Genomic DNA, 18,272 nt, shown 5'->3' on the forward strand with positions numbered 1-18,272 from the left:
TCTTAAGTTAAGAGGTAATTTATGGATTTAAGTAAAATAACAGCGGGGCCAAATGCGGTGAATGTGGTAATTGAAATAAGTGCAAATGCTGAGCCTGTAAAGTATGAATTTAATAAAGAGCTTGGGTTGTTACAAGTTGACAGATTTTTATCTACCTCAATGACTTATCCTTGCAATTATGGGTTTATACCAAATACCTGCGCAGGTGATGGTGATCCTGTGGATGTTTTGGTGCTAACTCAATTTCCCTTAGCATCTAGTGTTTTAATATCGGTGCGTCCAATAGGCGCATTACTCACTAAAGATGAAAAAGGAGAAGATGAGAAAATATTAGCTGTGCCTGTTTCCAGTGTTGATAGCTATTATGACAATATAAAGGACTATTCTGACTTATCTAAAAGCCTACTAGATAAAATTACTCATTTCTTTTCTCATTATAAAGATCTAGAAAAGGGAAAAACGGTAGCAGTTGGAGAATGGGTTGGTGTGGAAGAAGCAAAGAAAATCATTGAAAAAAGCAGAAATTAGTTTTTATTGATTTATAGCTAAAGTGGCTTAGGTTTGCCCACAATTTGAAAAACAACAAATTCGTCATTCCGCTACTTGTTAGCGGAATCTATACCGCGCACAACTGTACGAACATTGCAATATGGCACATAGTAAACGATGTCATTCCAGTGCGTGACACTGGGATGGCTTTGTTGCATCGCTACTTATGAAAGGCTAACTATAATTAGGATTATAAGCAACTTATTGAAAATCTTGTTTTTTTGCAATCAATCTGATCAAATTTAAGAATAGTAATTTGTTATTTATATTAATAAATTTAATTCTATTGAAAATAGCTAAAGCATTGAAATTCTTGAATTTTAGCCGGATTAGTGAGTGGTAGTGAAATTTCTTTTACTCAAATTTAGGTATTCACTGACCGTTCTTGTTATAAATACCAGAATAATAAGCTACTGATATTCTCCACCTTTTTTATCTTTAATCCATCATAGCTAGCGATGCAACAAAGCCCACTGGGATCCAGACTTTTCGTAAAAACGTTATATTTTAACATAACACTTATATGCTCACCAACTTAGTGCTAATCAAAATCCTGGATCCCAGTGTCTGGGCACTGGGATGACAAGAAAGGGAGCACTGGAATTTTTGTTTCAGCATTAGCCATGCATCTGAACAGATACAAATATTGCAATTAAAAGCATTAGACAGGTGGTAGAGGTCTTGGTATTATATAATCTTTAGGTTCTAAATTTGGAAGGGTGGCCGAGCGGCTGAAGGCGGCGGTTTGCTAAACCGTTATACGACCCAAAAGTCGTATCGAGGGTTCGAATCCCTCTCCTTCCGTATACTGTTTTTAGCACGGTTTAAATTCGCTATATTAGCATGTTTTTAGCCTATTTACCAGCGTACCTGATTTTGTTGCAATGGTTTTTATTTCCATTGTCACTGAGATCACTATTAAAAAGTTGGCTAGCATTGACTCAGTATTTATTATAGAATTGGTTATTAACTAAACAACTTTACTTGTATGTATAAAATACTAATTTTACTGTTGATAGTGTTGCCACTTAGGTTGCTTGCAACCGAGATTGAAATTGTTGCAGATGTAAATGGTGAACCAATTTCAAATTTAGATATCGAAAAACGCATCAACTTTATAAATTCATTGTTTGGCACTCAAAGTGTTAATCAAAAAGAAGCAAAGCCTCAAGTGCTTAGGGAGCTAATAGACGAAATTATCATTATCAATGAAGCACAGAGGCTGAATATAAAATTGAGCAACGAGGAGTTAGATAATGCTATTATGTTATTTTTAACCCAAAGTTTTAAACTTAAGGCTAATGAAGTTGATCAATACATAGAGAAGCATAATATAGATCTTGGTATTTTAAGAAAACAAATAAAATGTCAGTTACTGTGGAGCAAAATTATTGAAGTAAGAATTGTGCCATTTATTAATATAAGCGATAAAGAAGTAGATGATGTAAAAAGGCAAACAGAAAAGCCGGATTATCTTATCACGTTCCAAGAGTTTATAATTCCTGATCAAAAAGACAAGGACGTTTATGGTATAGCTGAAGATTTAGTAAAAAAATTACGCAACAGTAATAACCCAGAATCTCCAATAAAGATGCGTAAAGCAACAGTTAATTTAAGTCAGCTAAAAGGAAAACTCAAAAGCGTTTTAGAAGGATTAGAAACCAGCGACATAGCAGGTCCATTCAGTTTCAGTGAAAGTTACTCCGTTATAAAAGTAATAGATAAAGTACAACTTAATCATGCACTGCTGGAAAGCACTTTAAAATTAAAACAGATTGTGGTTGAAGGTTCAGAAAGTTTATTAGATAATCTCAAGGAGCAAAAAGTTAATTGTTTAAATTTTGATAAATTAGCAGATAATTTTAAGCTGCCAAACGCAAAAGAATTTGAAATAAAAATGCGAGATTTAAATCCTGATTTACAGATTTTATTTAGTAAAACAAGTGTGAATGAAATAGTAGAATTGAGAGAAAATGGCACTGCAAAGTTGATGATGTTGTGTGATATCAAGAGTAATGTAGCGGGTATAGAAGCAATCAAACAGAAAATGTACCAACAAAAGATTATGATACAAAGCAACTTGTTATTAGATGATATGCGTAAAAATGCAGCTATCAGTTATCGGTATAGTTGAAGTCAGAGAGTGTCCTTGTCTTTGTGTATAGAACTATATAAATTACTTTGTTCTATAAAATTTCAAAAAATTTGAACAAATGCAGTTAAAATAGCACATGAAGAATATAATGCTAATTGGTGGTGGAGTTGGAAATGCAGTGTTATTTTCGATAGGGAAGGCATGTCTTGAAAATAATAACAAGGTTTTGTACTTTGCTGGCTATAAGAAGTTAAGTGATGTATTTAAACGAGCACTGATAGAGCGTGCATCAAATGCAGTAGTTTGGGCATGTGAAGAAGGATTGATAGAAACAAGCAGAGATCAAGATAAATCCTTTCATGGTAATATAGTTGATGCAATAGTCTCTTATCAACAAGGAAGATTAGGTATTAATTTGAACGTTATAGATAAAATTATCACTATTGGTTCTGATAAAATGATGAAAGCTGTGAATGAAGCTAGAAAAACAATTTTAAAGCCATATCTGAAGTCAAGTCATATAGCAATATCGTCAGTTAATTCTCCTATGCAGTGTATGATGAAAGAAATCTGCGCTCAGTGTGTGCAGCAGCATATAAATGCGAAAACAGGAGAAAGGAGTTTTGTTTATAGCTGCAGTAATCAAGACCAGGATATGGAATTTATTGACTTTGATTTTTTAAGTGAGCGCTTGAAGCAAAATAGTTTACAAGAAAAACTTACTGCGAAATGGATAGATCATGTTCAAAGATATTAAACAGCACAAAAAGGAAATAAGAGAGCAATATAGAGCTATAAGAAAAGATATTGATGAAAGTTATTCCAGTTATGCGGCAAATTCCCTTATTAATCTCTTTAATCAGAACTTAAGCTACGTTAAAGGCAAAACAATAGCAGCTTACATTCCAATGGATGGGGAAATAGATGTTGTGCCTTTGATGCATAGTTTACTCGATTTAGATTATAAAGTAGCAATTCCTAATAAAAATAAGTTACTAAAATTTGAGGAATGGAACAAAACAAATGAAGATGTAATTCCTGACGTAATCATTACTCCTGTTATTGCTTTTGATGATCATTTTAATAGATTGGGTTTTGGCGGTGGTTGGTATGATACAATGATAGAAAAACTGCGGCCACTTGGAAAAATATTTATAGGTGTAGCCTATGAGAAACAATATTGTAAAGATTTACCTGTAGAAAAACATGATCAAAAATTGGATATTATAATCACTGAGATGTGTGTTAGATGTGGAAGTGGATTGCTCAAAAAAGTGGATAAAAAAGAATAGATCTCTACCTTTCCCATTCCCTCCCTCTCCAAGCCATCAGAGGGTTTTGGTTTCTCCTGTACTCGCTTGTTCAGAACTTGGACTATCTAATTGAGGAACTGGTGACTTCATTTGGTTAACTTTATCATTAACCATTTTTTCTACCTCCTCTATTTTACCCTCACCAATGGCCATAATTTTAGATTGAAATTTCTCCATAAGTTCCTCAAGTGCTTCCTTATCACTTTCATAAGTACTAGTACCTTTTTCTCTAAGCTTTTTCATATCATCTTCTGAAAAATTTTGAATAGTTCCATTCTTTACTAACTCTTGTATAGCAGATCGCTGCCCTTCATTTTGAAGCATGCCTATGACCTTTGCTTTACTCTGGGCGTTTTTTATTTTTTCACCTTCTTCGGACATATTATAGCCTATAATCTCTTGAGCCAAACTGTTGTATAATTTACTAAAGTTATCTTTTTTTGGCCCAACCTCAGGCAATTTATCCCCTAAATTTTTAGATAAACTTTTCACTGCTTTTCCTGCATCAATCGCACCTTCTTTTATTTTTTCCCCTGCCTTTCCTATACCTATTCCTACATAACGTGCTCCAATAGCCACAAGCGCTATTAATGTAGCAAGCACAATAAGCGGAGAAAATGCTGCTCCTAATACCATTACGGCAGAAGCTATTCCAATTTTTTTATTTGCAGAGGCTGATTTAAAATAATTGACTAGATTATCCAGTGGACCTTTATTATTATTTATAACATTACTTATTGCTTGTTGGTTAACAGATTTTAACGCCTCTTCTATTATTTTTGAGTCAACATTTTCAGAAGTTAAATCTTTAAGTGCTTCTTCAATGAGTTTTATAAATAATTCTTTATTTACCTCCTTTTGCAAGCCTTGGTCATTAATTGCTAAACCTAAATCTTTGAGGTTCATCCCTTTAACTTGTTCTGATAGGGTTGTAAATAACTCTTTTTTCCCCTCTTGTGAGGATTGTGCAATACTTTCTATTATATCTGAAATAGCTTTTCTTAGTTCTGGATAGTCAGTGTCAAAAAACATACTATTGCTAGATTCCATATTCAGCTTCGTTGATTATAAATATGCCTAATTATACATACTAATCATTAATTATATTATAATTGATATAACATACCCCTTTCCAAATATAGAATTTGTATTAAAATATCTAGATTATATGAAATCAAGGTACTTTATGGGTGAAAAAAAATTAAAAGCTGCTGTGGTCTTATCAGGGTGTGGTCACCTTGACGGTGTAGAGGTAAGAGAAGCGGTTTTAAGTTTGCTTGTGCTTGATCAGCAGGAAGTGGATGTTAAATGCTTTGCACCTGATATCAATATCACACAAGTTATGAATCATAAAACAAAGGAGGCAGTGAAAGAAAAAAGGAATGTGCTTGCAGAATCAGCAAGAATCGCAAGAGGCGAAATATATGACTTAAAAGAAGCCAAAGCTGAAAATTTTGACATGCTAGTTGTACCTGGTGGATACGGGGTTGCGAAAAATTTATCTGACTTAGCTGAAAGTAAAGACATGGTGACAGTAATGCCTGAATTTGAAAGATTAGTTTCAGAATTTTTTGTTACAAAAAAGCCAATAGGAGCGATATGCATATCTCCAGCCATCATTGTTTCAATTTTAAGTAGCAAGATAGGTAAAGAAGAAAGTAAGGTTAAGGTAACTATAGGAGATGACAGAGAACAGTTGATAGAAAGGCTTGGCGGCGAGCACATAAAATGCGATACAGAGTTATCAATAGAAGACGAAGAACATAATGTATTTTCCTGTTCTGCTTATATGCGTAGCGACGAAAGTACATACTCTGTATATCAAGGGATAAAGCATATGATTGACAGCATGGTAAAAAAGATTAACAAAAAAACTAAACAGCCATTCCTATAAGGTGTACTAAATAAGACTTCTCTATTAATCACACAATTAACTGTTGAATTTTACATTTCTAGCTGTATTATGGCTACGTAGCTAAAGTAACTTAGGTTTATCGACGCTTTACTACTTGTTAGCGGTGTGGTGTAGTGGCCATATATGTTTAGTTCTTTTTTTAAAGGTATTTTGTATGTCAGATCTTTTCTATATTGAAACTACGTGTTGTGTGGACGGTCAGTGTGATGTCTATACAGGGGAAGTGAGTTTTAATGATGTCATGTTAGGCAAGTTCAGTCTAAATTCGTGCAGCGGGAAAGAAGCTATGATAAATCTAGACATTATTACATTCGATATTAATATCGCTATTGATGGTCAAAATGGAAAGACAATAAAAAAAGACCTTAAAGGTCTTGAATTTGTAACTAAAGATGATGGTTCTTGGTATATTAATAAGGATTTTGGTAATGATAAATTTGAAATTATAGTAAAGCAATCATAATTTTACATCTCAGGTGTAACATTTAGTATAGGTGCTACTCTATTTATAATGTTTCTTACTATAGGCGCAGCAATTACTCCCCCGGTATGGTGCATCCCTTGAGGCTCATCAATAGCAATTAGCACTATGTACCTTGGGTCAAGCATAGTTAGCACTCCTATAAATGATGCTATGTTTGCATCTTTGCTATATTTACCATCTACAACTTTTTCCGCCGATCCAGTTTTTCCTCCTATTGAATATGCCTTTATTTTTGCTTTTCTGCCAGTGCCATCTGTTACTGCTGCACGTAATAATTTTCTCATTTCCCTGGAAGTTCTTCTTGAGATAATTTGCTCTCCTATACTTCTTTTATTCAACATCAAGGTTGCGTTATGAAATATCCCATTGTTGATTAATGCTGCTGCAGTTTGTGCAAGATGTATAGGAGTTACAGCTATGCCATAACCATAAGATGCTGTTATTAAAGTGTTTTCACTCCATTTATCCGGGATTATCGGTGTGGATTTTTCTGGTATTTCTATTTTCAAAGGAGAAAATAGCTTCATAGCTTTAAAGTATTCTACCTGTTTTTCAATACCTAGTTTGACTGCAATTTTTGCTGCACCAATGTTGGATGATTTTACAAATATATCTTGCACAGTAATTTTTGGAATTTTAGATTTATGAAAATCCTGAATTTTATACTTTCCAATGGTGATTGGTGTTGATACGTCATATAAATCGCTAGTTTTTGTAGCGTTCGCATCAAGCGCTGCGGCTATTGTAAAGTATTTTAATACCGACCCCATCTCATATACCCCAAGACTGGCGCGATTAAACTTTTGTATGTCTTCTGCCTTATTCTGTAAGTTGGGATTAAAATCAGGTAGGCTGACCATCGAGATGACTTCACTATTTCTCACATTTAAAACAATTCCTACTCCGCCAAGTGCCTGATATCTGCTTACAGCTTTAGTTAGCTCTTCATGCACTATGCTTTGCACTCGTGTATCTAAGGATAGTATTATGGGCTTTTCTTGCTCATTGTTTTTACTTATATACGCCTCAACTCCTGCAATACCATTGCCATCTATGTCAGTGTAACCAAGCACGTGTGAAAATAAATTACTGTGAGGATATATACGCTTTATGTCGTCATAAAAATTTACTCCTGGTACACCAGCGTTTTTGATCGCTAGTAATTCTTTTGGAGTCAAGTGCCGCTTTATCCAAGCAAATTTCTTTTCTGAAGTAAGTACTCTATATAAGTTCTTGTATTCGAGGTCATGCAAAGTAGAACACAGTTGTGCTGCTATACTTTCCGGATTCTTTACTTTGGTTGCATCTATATATAGTGATGTTGTGGGCACATTTGTTGCTATTACCACTCCATTTCTATCTAAAATATCAGGTTGTTTATGTACTATATTATCTTTTCTAAAATTTTCTGAAGTAGTAGGTTGATCAAATGTTAAAGAGAATATGCGAAAAATAATTATTATATAAAATATAAATAATGGTACTATAAAACACAGTGAGCGGAGCTTATTTTTAAGTAATGCTTGCATATTTACTTGATTTGACAAAAATGGAAATCATCTTAGCTGAACCACGAGGTTTTTGTGCCGGGGTAAAAAGAGCTGTGGACATATTAGCTATTACTTTAGAAAAATACAAAAACGAGCGCCAAGTTTATGTGCTACACGAAATTGTTCACAATAAATATATAGTAGAGGACTTTAAGAAACAAGGAGTGGTTTTTGTAAGCAGTATCGAGGAAATTGAAGGTAATGGAGGAATACTGATCTTCAGCGCGCACGGAGTATCAAAAAATATAGAAGATGAGGCAAAAAGAAAGGGTATTCAAGTGATTGATGCAACATGTCCTTTAGTCAACAAAGTGCATAAAGAAGCAAAAAGGTATGAAAACAGTGGTAAAGAATTAATTCTCATTGGGCATGAAAACCATCCAGAAGTTAAGGGAATTAGGGGAAGAGTAAACAATCCTATCACTTTAGTGCAAACTTTGCAGGATGTATATGATTTAAAGGTTAAAGATCCAGATAATTTGTCTTATGTTACACAAACTACGTTAAGCATCGACGATACCCGTGACATTATTGCTGCCTTGAAATTAAGGTTTCCAGGCATAACAGGTCCAGATTTAAAGGACATATGCTATGCAACGCAAAACAGACAAAATGCTGTTAAAAAGCTAGCTGAAATTGTAGACATGGTATTAGTTGTAGGAAGTAAAAATAGCTCAAATTCAAACCGCTTATTAGATCTGTGCACTGCTAGAGGAAAAAGAGCCTACTTGATTGATAATTACAGATGTGTAAATAAAAGCTGGTTTCAGGGCGTAGAAAAGATAGGAATCACTGCAGGTGCTTCCGCTCCTGACATATTGGTTGATGAATTAATGGACTACCTAAAAGTAAACCTGAGTGTAAAAATTTCAGTTATGCCAGGTGGTATTATTGAAAATGTTCAGTTTAAAATACCGAATCTGGTTTAAAACACAACTTATCTACTAAGCTTCTCTTGAAATCACACAGACCAGCATCTATAGCTAAGACGTCATACCGCGATTCATTAGACTTCTTGCATAACCATATAACAAACTTTTATTGGGAATAGAAACGAAAAAACTTGCTTGACAAACTCCGCCAGCCCTCTTATCATGAAACTGAAGCTATTGTATTTGCTTTCGCCAATCTGCAGATTAAAAGGTAAGGATTACTTAATGTATCGGCGTCTTATGTTCAATTTTTTGCAGTATATAGATACTGTATGTCTTTACAAAACTTCATCTACATCTAGATTTTTATCTAAATAAGCTGAACGCGCTTATAAAGCGTTACAAGACATCAAAAAATGCCAATACTCGACAGAGATAGTAAAAGACTAGCTAACTCGGAGATTCTTTGTCTTTTTTTCTGCTTAGTAAATTTCTTAAACATTTGCAGCGTAAGTTAGTTGCAATTAAAAGCGGCTGAATCTCGCTTGTCAAGCGTTTAAAACATAAAAAACGCCAATATTTTAAAGCGGATAATAACCCCAGGGCTTCTTTTGCCTTTTTTTTCGTTTGGTAAATTTCTTAAATATTTACGGCTAATATGAAGCTAAGTACGAACTTTGTTAAACACAACAAATGGTGTCATTCCAGTCTGGAATCCAGGAAAAAGAATGGTGTCATCCCAGTGCCCAAACACTGGGATCCAGTTTTCTTTACAAATTCACCAAAAGTGTTTCATTCTATAACATAAAACCCATACTCACCAAATCCAATGCATTACTTGCAATTAAGTTTCCTGGATCCCAGTGTCTGGGCACTGGGATAACAAAGGAGGACGTTATTCCAGTGCCAAGCACTGACCATTTCTGGTCTCTTAAATTGCAACTAATCTAAGTATTAAAAAATTTACCAAGCGAAAAAAAAGGCAAAAAAAGCCCGATGGTTGGCTAGTTACTTACATTATACTTTCAAGTATGGCGTTTTTTTATTCTAAACGCTTAATAACCGTGACTCAGCCGCTTTTAAGCCGCAACTAATCTAAATTATAAACGTTAAGAAATTTACTAAACAGAAAAAAAGGCAAAGAAACCCTAGGGTAGCTAATTATTCACTATCCATTTTTTAAGTTGGCGTTTTTTGATGTTTTAAATAGCGTATTTCAGCTTGTGTAGCTAGAAATTTGATAAAGACATGAGGTGCACATAGTGCAAAAAATTAAGCATGATTTACGCCAAATACATTAAGTTTTTTTGTCATTAATCCACTGCAGAGATTGCGAAGATAAATAAATAGCTTCAGTTTCATGATAAGGGGGCTGGCGAAGGGTGTCAAGGAAGTTTTTCGTTTCATCCAATGCGCTGCCAAAAGTTTGTTATGCAAGAGATCCCATAAATTGGGTGTCATAATAACTACACCCACATTAATTTTGGTGTACGTGACCTTGAAAGATCGTGATTCAATACTTAAATTATTAGGGTAGTAGGCAAATAATGGAGCTCAAAATGCATAATGTACAAGAAACTGAAAATTTAAAATTTGACGCTGAGGTAGGGAAAGTACTGAATATAGTGATTCATTCACTTTACACCAATAAAGACATTTTTCTGCGTGAATTAATATCAAATGCATCAGATGCATGTGATAAGTTGCGCTATGAATCTCAACTAAACCCTAATTTGCTAGATTTGAGTGACGAATTAAAAATCACTATCAGCTCCAATAAAGATAAGAACGAGCTATATATCACTGATAATGGCATTGGAATGAATAGACAGGATTTAATAGACAATCTTGGTACAATTGCAAGCTCTGGTACGCAAAAGTTCTTGGATGCGATTAAGAATAGCAAGGATTCAAGCCAAACTGTGGAGCTGATTGGGAAGTTTGGTGTTGGTTTTTACTCAAGCTTTATGGTTGCATCAGAAGTAATAGTAGAATCGAGAAAAGCTGGAGAAGAGGAGTCTTGGATCTGGCAATCCAAAGGAGATGGGGAATATTCAATCAGCAAGTCAGATAATCAAGTCCCTCGCGGAACCAAAATTACGCTCATTATGCATCCTGAAGAAAACGAGTTTTTAGATAAATTTCGTGTTGAAAATATTGTCACTACTTACTCTGATCACATAAATTTTCCTGTTGAATTTATAGACGAAGAAGGAAAAAGTGAAAAGTTAAACAGTAAGGCTGCAATTTGGACTAAGCCAAAAAATGACGTTACTCAAGAGGAGCACAACGATTTTTTCCGCAGTGTTGCTCACGTTGGCGGGGAGCCCTGGATGATATTGCATAATAAAAATGAAGGTGCAATAGAATATACAAATTTGCTTTATGCTCCTTCTATAAAACCTTTTGATTTATTCCATCCAGATAGACGTTGCTCTGTGAAGTTATATGTAAATAAAGTATTTATCACTGAAGATAACGTACAGATTATACCACAATACTTGCGTTTTCTGAAAGGCGTGGTTGATTCACCGGACTTGCCTCTTAATATCAGCAGAGAAACGCTGCAGAATAATCGTGTTGTTGAGCAGATCAGAAAATCTCTCACTAAGCGTGTGATATCAGAGCTCGGTAAAAAAGCAAAAGAGAATTTAGAGGAATATACAAAATTCTGGACCAATTTTGGTGCAGTTTTAAAGGAAGGTCTTTGCGAAGCTATGCCAACTGATGAGAGAGAAGCGCTGCTCTCAATTTGCAGATTTAATAGCACCGGTGATGAGAAGTTGATCAGCATTGATGATTATATAAGCAGAATGAAGCCTGAGCAGGAACATATCTATTATCTCACCGGAAATAGCTTGGATTCAGTGAAAAACAGTCCGCAACTTGAGGGATTCGTCAGTAAAGGACTAGAAGTGCTCCTATTTGTTGATCCAGTTGATGACTTTTGGACTAGTGTAATTCATGAATACAAAGATCAGAAAATCAAGTCTGTAACCCGTGCAGATGTTGATTTGGAAAAATTCTCTTCAGAAGAAGATAAGACAGATGAAGAAAATAAATCGAATGAAGAAAAAACTGAGGAAACTATACTGCAATATTTTACCACAGTGCTTGGAGATTCAGTAAAAAGCGTAAAAATTTCCAAAAAATTGACTGATAGTCCCGTATGCCTAGCGGTTGATGAAGGTGCTATGGATCTTCGCATGGAGCGTTTTTTGCGTGAACAAAAGCAGCTAAATTACCGCACGCCAAAGGTGCTTGAAATTAACACTAAACATCCTGTAATAAAAAGTATAATGAAATCTCACGCTGAAAATGGTGAAAACCCAACATTGGAGGACATGATTCATTTATTATTTTACCAAGCTTGCATCGTGGAAGGCGAAGAGATGGATGATGTAAGTCTGTTTGCTAAGAGAGTTAATAATTTGCTTAACAAGATTGTTGTTTAATGCTATACTTAGCTCAGCTATTAATTAGGGGTAAAACATGTTTGGTTCCAATTTTAGAGACTTTGTATCACAGGATGCAACTTCACAGGGCCAATCAAGTTCGGAAAGATTAATCAAAAGTTGGCATGGTTTTGAAAAACCAGATTCTGAAGATTCAGGTATTGAAGAAGAGTTTGAAGTTTTAGATAGCGAAAGTCAAGAGATACCAGCTACTCCATGTAGTACATCCCCTGAAGATCTAAGTTTAGAGAATGCAATACTTGCAAACTTTCCTGATGGTTGTGATAGGTCGTTTACTGTAGAGTTAAAAGATGAAGATTCATATGGTATCATTCCTAAAAACTTAACTTTTGCTGAGATTATAAATATCTTAAATCAAGCTATACAAGAAGATAATTGTGAAGAATTAGACAAGGTTGTACAAAATATTGAAGATTATGAAGGCAGGTCTATTACGCTGGATAATGAAAATCTCAAAGATTTCTGTTCAAATCAACTTAATTTGGAGTTACAAAACGGAAGCAACCATCAACATATATATTCAAATGTACTATCACAATATAAATTTGATCAAGAGGGTTTCAAGTATGATTATTCAGTAAAAGAATTGGTACTATTGGCAATTGCAGCTAATGACAAGCTAGTAGAGCAATATCAGGATTTTCTTTTTGCTGAAGGAAATTTAAGTCTTTTACCTCTCCTTGTTGGTGGTCAAAAATATATTGAAGCTTTTATAGAAAAATTCCATGGTACCGATGGAGTTTATGGAAGATTAAAAGATCAAACTATACAACTTGTCGAACCTAATAAGATTGGTTTTTTCTCAGTTATAGCATTAAGAAAAGAGCAAGAATTATTAAATGCAGTTTTTGTCGAATACGTTTTAAGAGATTTTGGACAGGTGTTAAAAACAAGTAATCCTGATTCTTTGTATGGTGTGCTTGAAACAGCGTCTCTGATCAAAAATGAAGAATTCATCACGATAGTGCTGGGTGCATTTGAAAGATATATTAATAAGCTAACTAAAAAAGCCTCAACAGAAGAGTTATTAAAAAAGAGTTTTGTTACTTTATTAGAAACTGCGATAAGCCAGGAACACACATCTGTCATTGAATACCTGTGCAAACGATACACTAATAGTGCAGATCATGCCATTTACGATGTATATGAACAAGCATTTGCGGATGATAAAGTTATTACAATACTAGGGCAACAAATCCTGAAAAACATAGGAGCTCGTGGCAGAAAAGAAATTTATGATTTAATTCTGAAAACTGCATTGGATGCTGGTAATATTGCATTTATCGAGCACCTATGCAAAGAATGTGCTAAGTGCAGCAATGATGTTATTAATTATCTTGATCATAAACTTAAAAATAACGAATTTGATAACACATGCGAATCAACTCTAGTTGCATTGTCTAATGTTAAAAACACAAACACAGACGTTATAGTCGAGGTGCTTTTTTACACTAAAGAAATCCATCAAAACGCATCACATAATGAGCAAGTGATTAGGCAGGTCATACAGAATATACTGAAAAATGCAACACACTACTCAATAGGCCAAGAAGATTACTCCTTAGTCAAGGAAGTATGTTACTTATGCACAGAAATTGATGCAATTAACATAATTTTTCGAGAGGAGTGTGAGATTTTTAAATCTAGCATAGAAAAGCGCATAGAAGATCTGGAAAAGGAAAATAAATTATTACAATCTGAAGCTTTACGTGAATATAATAACAGCTATCTTCCAGGTATTGTAAATGGATTAGTTCAGACTGCTTGCATAGTGTATGATGAATACACTAAAGATCCAAAAGACAATAAACGTCAAGAGAATACTGATCTTATATTAAGTTTAATGCAAATTAGAAATATTCTGCAATTTTCTATTGATGTGCAAAAATATTCCTGTCATGAACGTCAAGATTTGTGGGATGAAATGTGCCAAACTCCTGGAACTTTTATAATACGAAAAAGAAGTAATAACGTTGCAGATGAATTAGAAATTCCAGTTATAACAAGTGACATTCTATCAGAAAATCCAGGACTTGAAAGTGCTGGCAGTAAGCAGACAGAAAAAAATATTGTGGACAGAGGAAAAAATATTATGAACAATGAAGAGGCTTCAATAGAGGAAGCTATAGGTAATAATTATGAGGAGGGTGAAATGGGTAAAAATAGTGCTAAAAAACGTAAAGAGAGCATAAAACGATCTAAAGAAGAAAAAAAGAAAAATGAACAAGAAAAAGAAGTGCAATTTAGAGAACTATATGTTGGTAAAAATGATGGCTCGAAGGTAATCACTGAAGTTGATAGTAGTAAGAGGAAACAAGCTCCTGTCCAACCTGCTGGATATGTAGAACAAGCGGGTGGTCTAGGTTCTTCGAATGATGATAATCCTTTAGATAATGGCACAAATGGTGAGAAGAATTCTACGTTTAAAACTGATGAACAAGATACAAAACCAGCACCAATACTAGAACCAGTGCCTTCAGTAGCTAACGAAAACTCTGGACAAGTGAATAATGTTCAAAGTAATGGTAGACAGTCTGATAATCAAAACAATAAAGATATACAAGATGTTAGCGCTACTATAAGTGATCAGGTAACTCCTGTGAGTAGTGATACTGAAAACAATAAAGTGGAAAAAAGTGGTGTGAGTTTACAAAGCAGCGGCTATGTGGACAATAGCACAGTATTATCCTTTGTGGATAGAGAGCGTGTTATTCATGTTGATGCGCAGGTTTCAGGGGATGTGAGTTGTCTGGTTGAAACTATTAGTGAAGATACTGATGAAGTTGCAAGTAATCAAAATGGTGTACTTTTGCTGGAAGCTCAACCTATGGTACAGAGTTATGATTCAAGTGAAAAAGGTAATACTAATTTGCAAAGTGCAGGTGATAGTAGTGTAGGTGTAGTGTCAAAGAATGGTAGTGATCAACTACCTGCCGATAATCTAGAGCAGAATAGCAAAGGGGTGGATGATAGTAGTGTATCTGTGCAGTCTATAGGTATGGTGATAAGTCAATCTAATAGTGCTTCCACTATAACTCTGGATGATCACAAGCCTCTCATGAAAGATATAGAAAATGATAATGATCCAAGTGAAGAAGATAATGATTCTCCACAGAATATCAAAAAAAGCACATTGTCTACTATAGTTGTTTCAACACTAGTCGTGGCTGCAGTAGCTTCGATAGCTATCTTTGTTTACTTAGAAATGTTAGCAGTGGGGATAGCAGTTGGAGCTTGTTGTCTGGTTGCCGCTGCAATTATATACTACTGTACACCTAAAAGCCAAGTTGAAAACAACGAGGTTGAAAAATCTTTCAACACGGGGAAAGTACCTACTGCCGTACATGTATAATAAATATAGTAGTTTACCATTTAATAATTTATTATAATTATGTTAATTATCGGTAAATAAGGACTTGGTAAACTACGAAGAAATATTCTTGAATAAAATAAAAGATATAAAAGATGAGGGGCGCTACCGTGAATTTACGCACTTTGCGTCATTACCAGGTAGGCTCCCCCACATTATGGACTATGAAAGAAATAGGGAAGTAATAGTCTGGTGCAGTAATAACTATTTAGGAATGTCACAAAATGAGAAAGTTATTGCTGCTATTCAAAATTCATCAATTGGTGCGGGGGGAACAAGAAATATATCTGGTACAACAAAAGAGGTTGTCGAACTTGAAAAATCCTTAGCTTGTTTGCATAAAAAAGAGGCTGCTTTAACTTTTGCTTGTGGCTACCTCGCTAACCAGACAACACTTAGCACTTTATCGTCTGTTATTCCGGGCGTAGTAATTTTTTCAGACGAGAAGAACCATTCTTCGATGATAGAAGGCATAAAATCAGGAAAAAGGCCAAAACATATATTTAAACACAATGATGTTAATCATCTAGAGCAGTTACTCAAGTCTATAGACAAAAAGACACCAAAAATAATAGCACTTGAATCCGTATATTCAATGGATGGCGATATAGCGCCGCTTAAAGCAATATGCGATCTTGCAGATCAACATAATGCAATTACCTATTTGGATGAGGTGCACGCAGTTGGCATGTATGGTTCACATGGTGGCGGAATTGCAGAAAGAGAAGGCCTGATGGATAGAATAACCGTTATTCAAGGTACACTATCAAAGGCTTTTGGAGTGATGGGTGGGTATATAGCGTCTTCAAAGAGCTTGGTAGATGTAATAAGAAGTTCCGCTCCAGGATTTATTTTTACCACTGCTATGTCGCCTGTTTTAGCAGCGGCAGCAAAGGCAAGCGTTGAGCACCTAAAATCGAGCAACATTGAAAGGGAAAAGCAAAAGCAAGTCGTTGAAAAAGTAAAAAACTCACTGAGAAATGCAGGAATTAACTTCATTCCAACAGAAACTCATATAATTCCAATAATAATTGGCAACTCAGAGTTATCCAAAAAAGCATCAAAATTATTATTTGATGAGTATGGAATATATGTTCAACATATAAATTACCCGACAGTTCCAAGAGGAACTGAGCGTTTCCGTATTACCCCTACACCTTATCATACCGATGAAATGATAGAGCATTTGACAGAATCTCTTGTAAAAGTTCTCGAAAAGTTGTCTATCTCTGTAGCTTGTTGTATCCGTTCAGCAGAGTGGTTTAAGAAACAATAGATAGGAGATTTTGGAAAGGGTTTAGCCCCTTTTGTTTCCATGTTAAGTATAATGAAATTATCCGTTCGAGGAATGTGTTTCCTTGCTGTGATTGTGTAAAATATGAGTTTTTACGGTAAACGACATAGTGTCGTATCTGTTGTTCAGCGTGATTATTTGTCAATGGAATATTTTCTGAGTCATCTAAAAAATTCCACATCATTCTTTCAGATTTCAAAATATTTTTCGCAACTCGAGAAGCTCCAATTGCTTCAGGTAAACGGCTTCAAGTAACATCGTGTACGCTTTCGCAATTTTCTTGCGCGTCTGGCAAATCTTAAAACATCTATTTCACTTTTTAGTAAAGCTTTTTTCAGTGCAAATAATTCAGTGGCTACGTTTCTTAAGTAACAGCCCAGAACTTTGACTTTAATATTCCAACTATGCGCTAACCTTTCAAAATCTCTTGATAAATGTGCCCAGCAGATTTGCCTGTTTTTATCGGCAAAGTAGTTGTATGCTGCGTACCTGTCGGTTACTACTAAGCTATTGCGATTGCAGAATTTACTACTTTGTAAAACTTTCATTCCTCTTGACTCTGTAAATTTTACAAAACTTGCCGTATTGCTTGCAAACATCCAACACCAAGCGAGTTTACCTTTGTTATAATGGCTCGTTTCATCAATATGTAGAACTTTACTCCTACTTATCTCTTGTTCGATCTGCTCATACATTTTTTTGCATTTTGAAGCAACTCTATGTTCACTATTTGATATGCTACCGACGCTTATGTTCAAATTGAAGATATCATTTACGACACTCGCTATTTCGCGTTTTGAATTTTTGTAAAACCCGCTGAACGCCGCAATTATTGACTTAACCCTTGGTCCAAATGTATCTGACGTAACACCTTCTGGTAACTTACTACTTCTTCTTTTCCCGCATCTCCGGCAACGGCCATGCTCTAATTGATATTCTACTACATAAGGCTTGATTTCCGGAAGATCAACTTTTTGATGAATGTAAGGTTTCCCACATATTGCAATCTCTCCTCCGCATTCGCAAGTAGATGACAACTTTACTTTTATCACCTCATCTGCATCCATTTTGGCGCGAAAACTTCCTTTATGACCAACCTGACCACCGACGTTTCTGTCGCTCTTTGGCTTGCCCTTTTTTATTTTGTACAACTCTCTAGAGCTTGGTAGAGATGAATTTCTTGAGTTTAAACCAAGCCTCTCCTTTAATTCAGCGTTCTCTATCTTTAAAGCCTTGTTCTCTGCTTTTAAACTTTCATTCTCTCTTTCCAGCCTTTCTATTTTTGCTTCTAACTTTTCTATTTTTTGCTGTAAATTTTTGCAAAGTTCTAAAAGGTTTACCACATTACCTCACT

General features: G+C 35.0%; 14 protein-coding genes, 1 tRNA gene and 1 pseudogene. 13 read left to right on the forward strand and 3 right to left on the reverse strand.

Features of this window, described 5'->3' with window-relative positions; translation table 11 throughout:
- Nucleotides 1-21 precede the first annotated feature (21 nt).
- The 6 genes from ppa to INQ25_RS06160 all read left to right on the forward strand — a co-directional run bounded on the left by ppa (nt 22) and on the right by INQ25_RS06160 (nt 3,936).
- Entirely contained in the window at nt 22-528 is a 507-nt protein-coding gene (ppa, locus tag INQ25_RS06135) for an inorganic diphosphatase (protein ID WP_151807542.1), read from the forward strand.
- Nucleotides 529-572: 44 nt separating this feature from the next.
- A complete protein-coding gene (locus tag INQ25_RS06140; RefSeq protein ID WP_213863321.1) occupies nt 573-719 on the forward strand; it encodes a hypothetical protein in 147 nt (48 codons plus the stop codon).
- A 543-nt stretch (nt 720-1,262) separates the two neighbouring features.
- Nucleotides 1,263-1,353: transfer RNA gene (locus INQ25_RS06145), tRNA-Ser, on the forward strand.
- A gap of 184 nt (nt 1,354-1,537) precedes the next feature.
- Nucleotides 1,538-2,683 (forward strand): SurA N-terminal domain-containing protein, encoded by a 1,146-nt coding sequence (locus INQ25_RS06150; RefSeq protein ID WP_213863322.1) that lies wholly within the window; start codon nt 1,538-1,540, stop codon nt 2,681-2,683.
- Nucleotides 2,684-2,780: 97 nt separating this feature from the next.
- Nucleotides 2,781-3,401: a ferredoxin reductase domain-containing protein gene (locus tag INQ25_RS06155; protein WP_155968434.1), complete on the forward strand. Its 621-nt coding sequence runs from the start codon at nt 2,781-2,783 to the stop codon at nt 3,399-3,401.
- Complete coding sequence (locus tag INQ25_RS06160; protein ID WP_213863323.1) at nt 3,385-3,936, forward strand: 5-formyltetrahydrofolate cyclo-ligase; 552 nt, start codon at nt 3,385-3,387, stop codon at nt 3,934-3,936. Before INQ25_RS06155 ends, INQ25_RS06160 begins: the two co-directional genes overlap by 17 nt.
- A gap of 36 nt (nt 3,937-3,972) precedes the next feature.
- On the opposite strand, the gene INQ25_RS06165 is transcribed toward INQ25_RS06160, so the two are convergent.
- The gene (locus INQ25_RS06165; protein ID WP_213863324.1) at nt 3,973-5,007 is read right to left on the reverse strand and encodes a hypothetical protein; all 1,035 of its coding nucleotides are present in this window, start codon (nt 5,005-5,007) and stop codon (nt 3,973-3,975) included.
- Nucleotides 5,008-5,143: 136 nt separating this feature from the next.
- Between INQ25_RS06165 and elbB the strand changes: the two genes are divergently transcribed.
- Both elbB and INQ25_RS06175 read left to right on the forward strand, forming a co-directional pair.
- On the forward strand, nt 5,144-5,851 hold the full coding sequence (gene elbB / locus INQ25_RS06170; protein WP_213863325.1) for an isoprenoid biosynthesis glyoxalase ElbB: 708 nt from the start codon (nt 5,144-5,146) through the stop codon (nt 5,849-5,851).
- A gap of 175 nt (nt 5,852-6,026) precedes the next feature.
- The gene (locus INQ25_RS06175; RefSeq protein ID WP_039963709.1) at nt 6,027-6,335 is read left to right on the forward strand and encodes a hypothetical protein; all 309 of its coding nucleotides are present in this window, start codon (nt 6,027-6,029) and stop codon (nt 6,333-6,335) included.
- A gap of 2 nt (nt 6,336-6,337) precedes the next feature.
- Here the strand turns inward: INQ25_RS06175 and INQ25_RS06180 are convergent, their stop codons facing one another.
- Nucleotides 6,338-7,885 (reverse strand): peptidoglycan D,D-transpeptidase FtsI family protein, encoded by a 1,548-nt coding sequence (locus INQ25_RS06180; protein WP_213863326.1) that lies wholly within the window; start codon nt 7,883-7,885, stop codon nt 6,338-6,340.
- 20 nt (nt 7,886-7,905) lie between these two features.
- On the opposite strand from INQ25_RS06180, the gene ispH reads away from it, so the two are divergent.
- From ispH to hemA, 5 genes are all read left to right on the forward strand, one after another.
- The gene (ispH, locus tag INQ25_RS06185; RefSeq protein WP_213863340.1) at nt 7,906-8,835 is read left to right on the forward strand and encodes a 4-hydroxy-3-methylbut-2-enyl diphosphate reductase; all 930 of its coding nucleotides are present in this window, start codon (nt 7,906-7,908) and stop codon (nt 8,833-8,835) included.
- A 636-nt stretch (nt 8,836-9,471) separates the two neighbouring features.
- Nucleotides 9,472-9,729: a hypothetical protein gene (locus INQ25_RS06890; protein ID WP_065095159.1), complete on the forward strand. Its 258-nt coding sequence runs from the start codon at nt 9,472-9,474 to the stop codon at nt 9,727-9,729.
- A 608-nt stretch (nt 9,730-10,337) separates the two neighbouring features.
- Complete coding sequence (gene htpG, locus INQ25_RS06195) at nt 10,338-12,233, forward strand: molecular chaperone HtpG (RefSeq protein ID WP_213863327.1); 1,896 nt, start codon at nt 10,338-10,340, stop codon at nt 12,231-12,233.
- A gap of 37 nt (nt 12,234-12,270) precedes the next feature.
- A complete protein-coding gene (locus INQ25_RS06200; RefSeq protein ID WP_213863342.1) occupies nt 12,271-15,606 on the forward strand; it encodes a host RNA manipulator TomO in 3,336 nt (1,111 codons plus the stop codon).
- A 64-nt stretch (nt 15,607-15,670) separates the two neighbouring features.
- On the forward strand, nt 15,671-16,900 hold the full coding sequence (gene hemA / locus INQ25_RS06205) for a 5-aminolevulinate synthase (protein ID WP_213863328.1): 1,230 nt from the start codon (nt 15,671-15,673) through the stop codon (nt 16,898-16,900).
- Here hemA and tnpC read toward each other — a convergent pair.
- Nucleotides 16,887-18,261 (reverse strand): annotated as a pseudogene (gene tnpC, locus INQ25_RS06210) (IS66 family transposase). The gene hemA and the pseudogene tnpC sit on opposite strands and share 14 nt — an antisense overlap.
- Nucleotides 18,262-18,272: the final 11 nt, after the last annotated feature.

The sequence above is a fragment of the Wolbachia endosymbiont of Rhagoletis cerasi genome (genome assembly GCF_018454475.1).
In the GTDB taxonomy this organism is placed as follows: domain Bacteria; phylum Pseudomonadota; class Alphaproteobacteria; order Rickettsiales; family Anaplasmataceae; genus Wolbachia; species Wolbachia pipientis.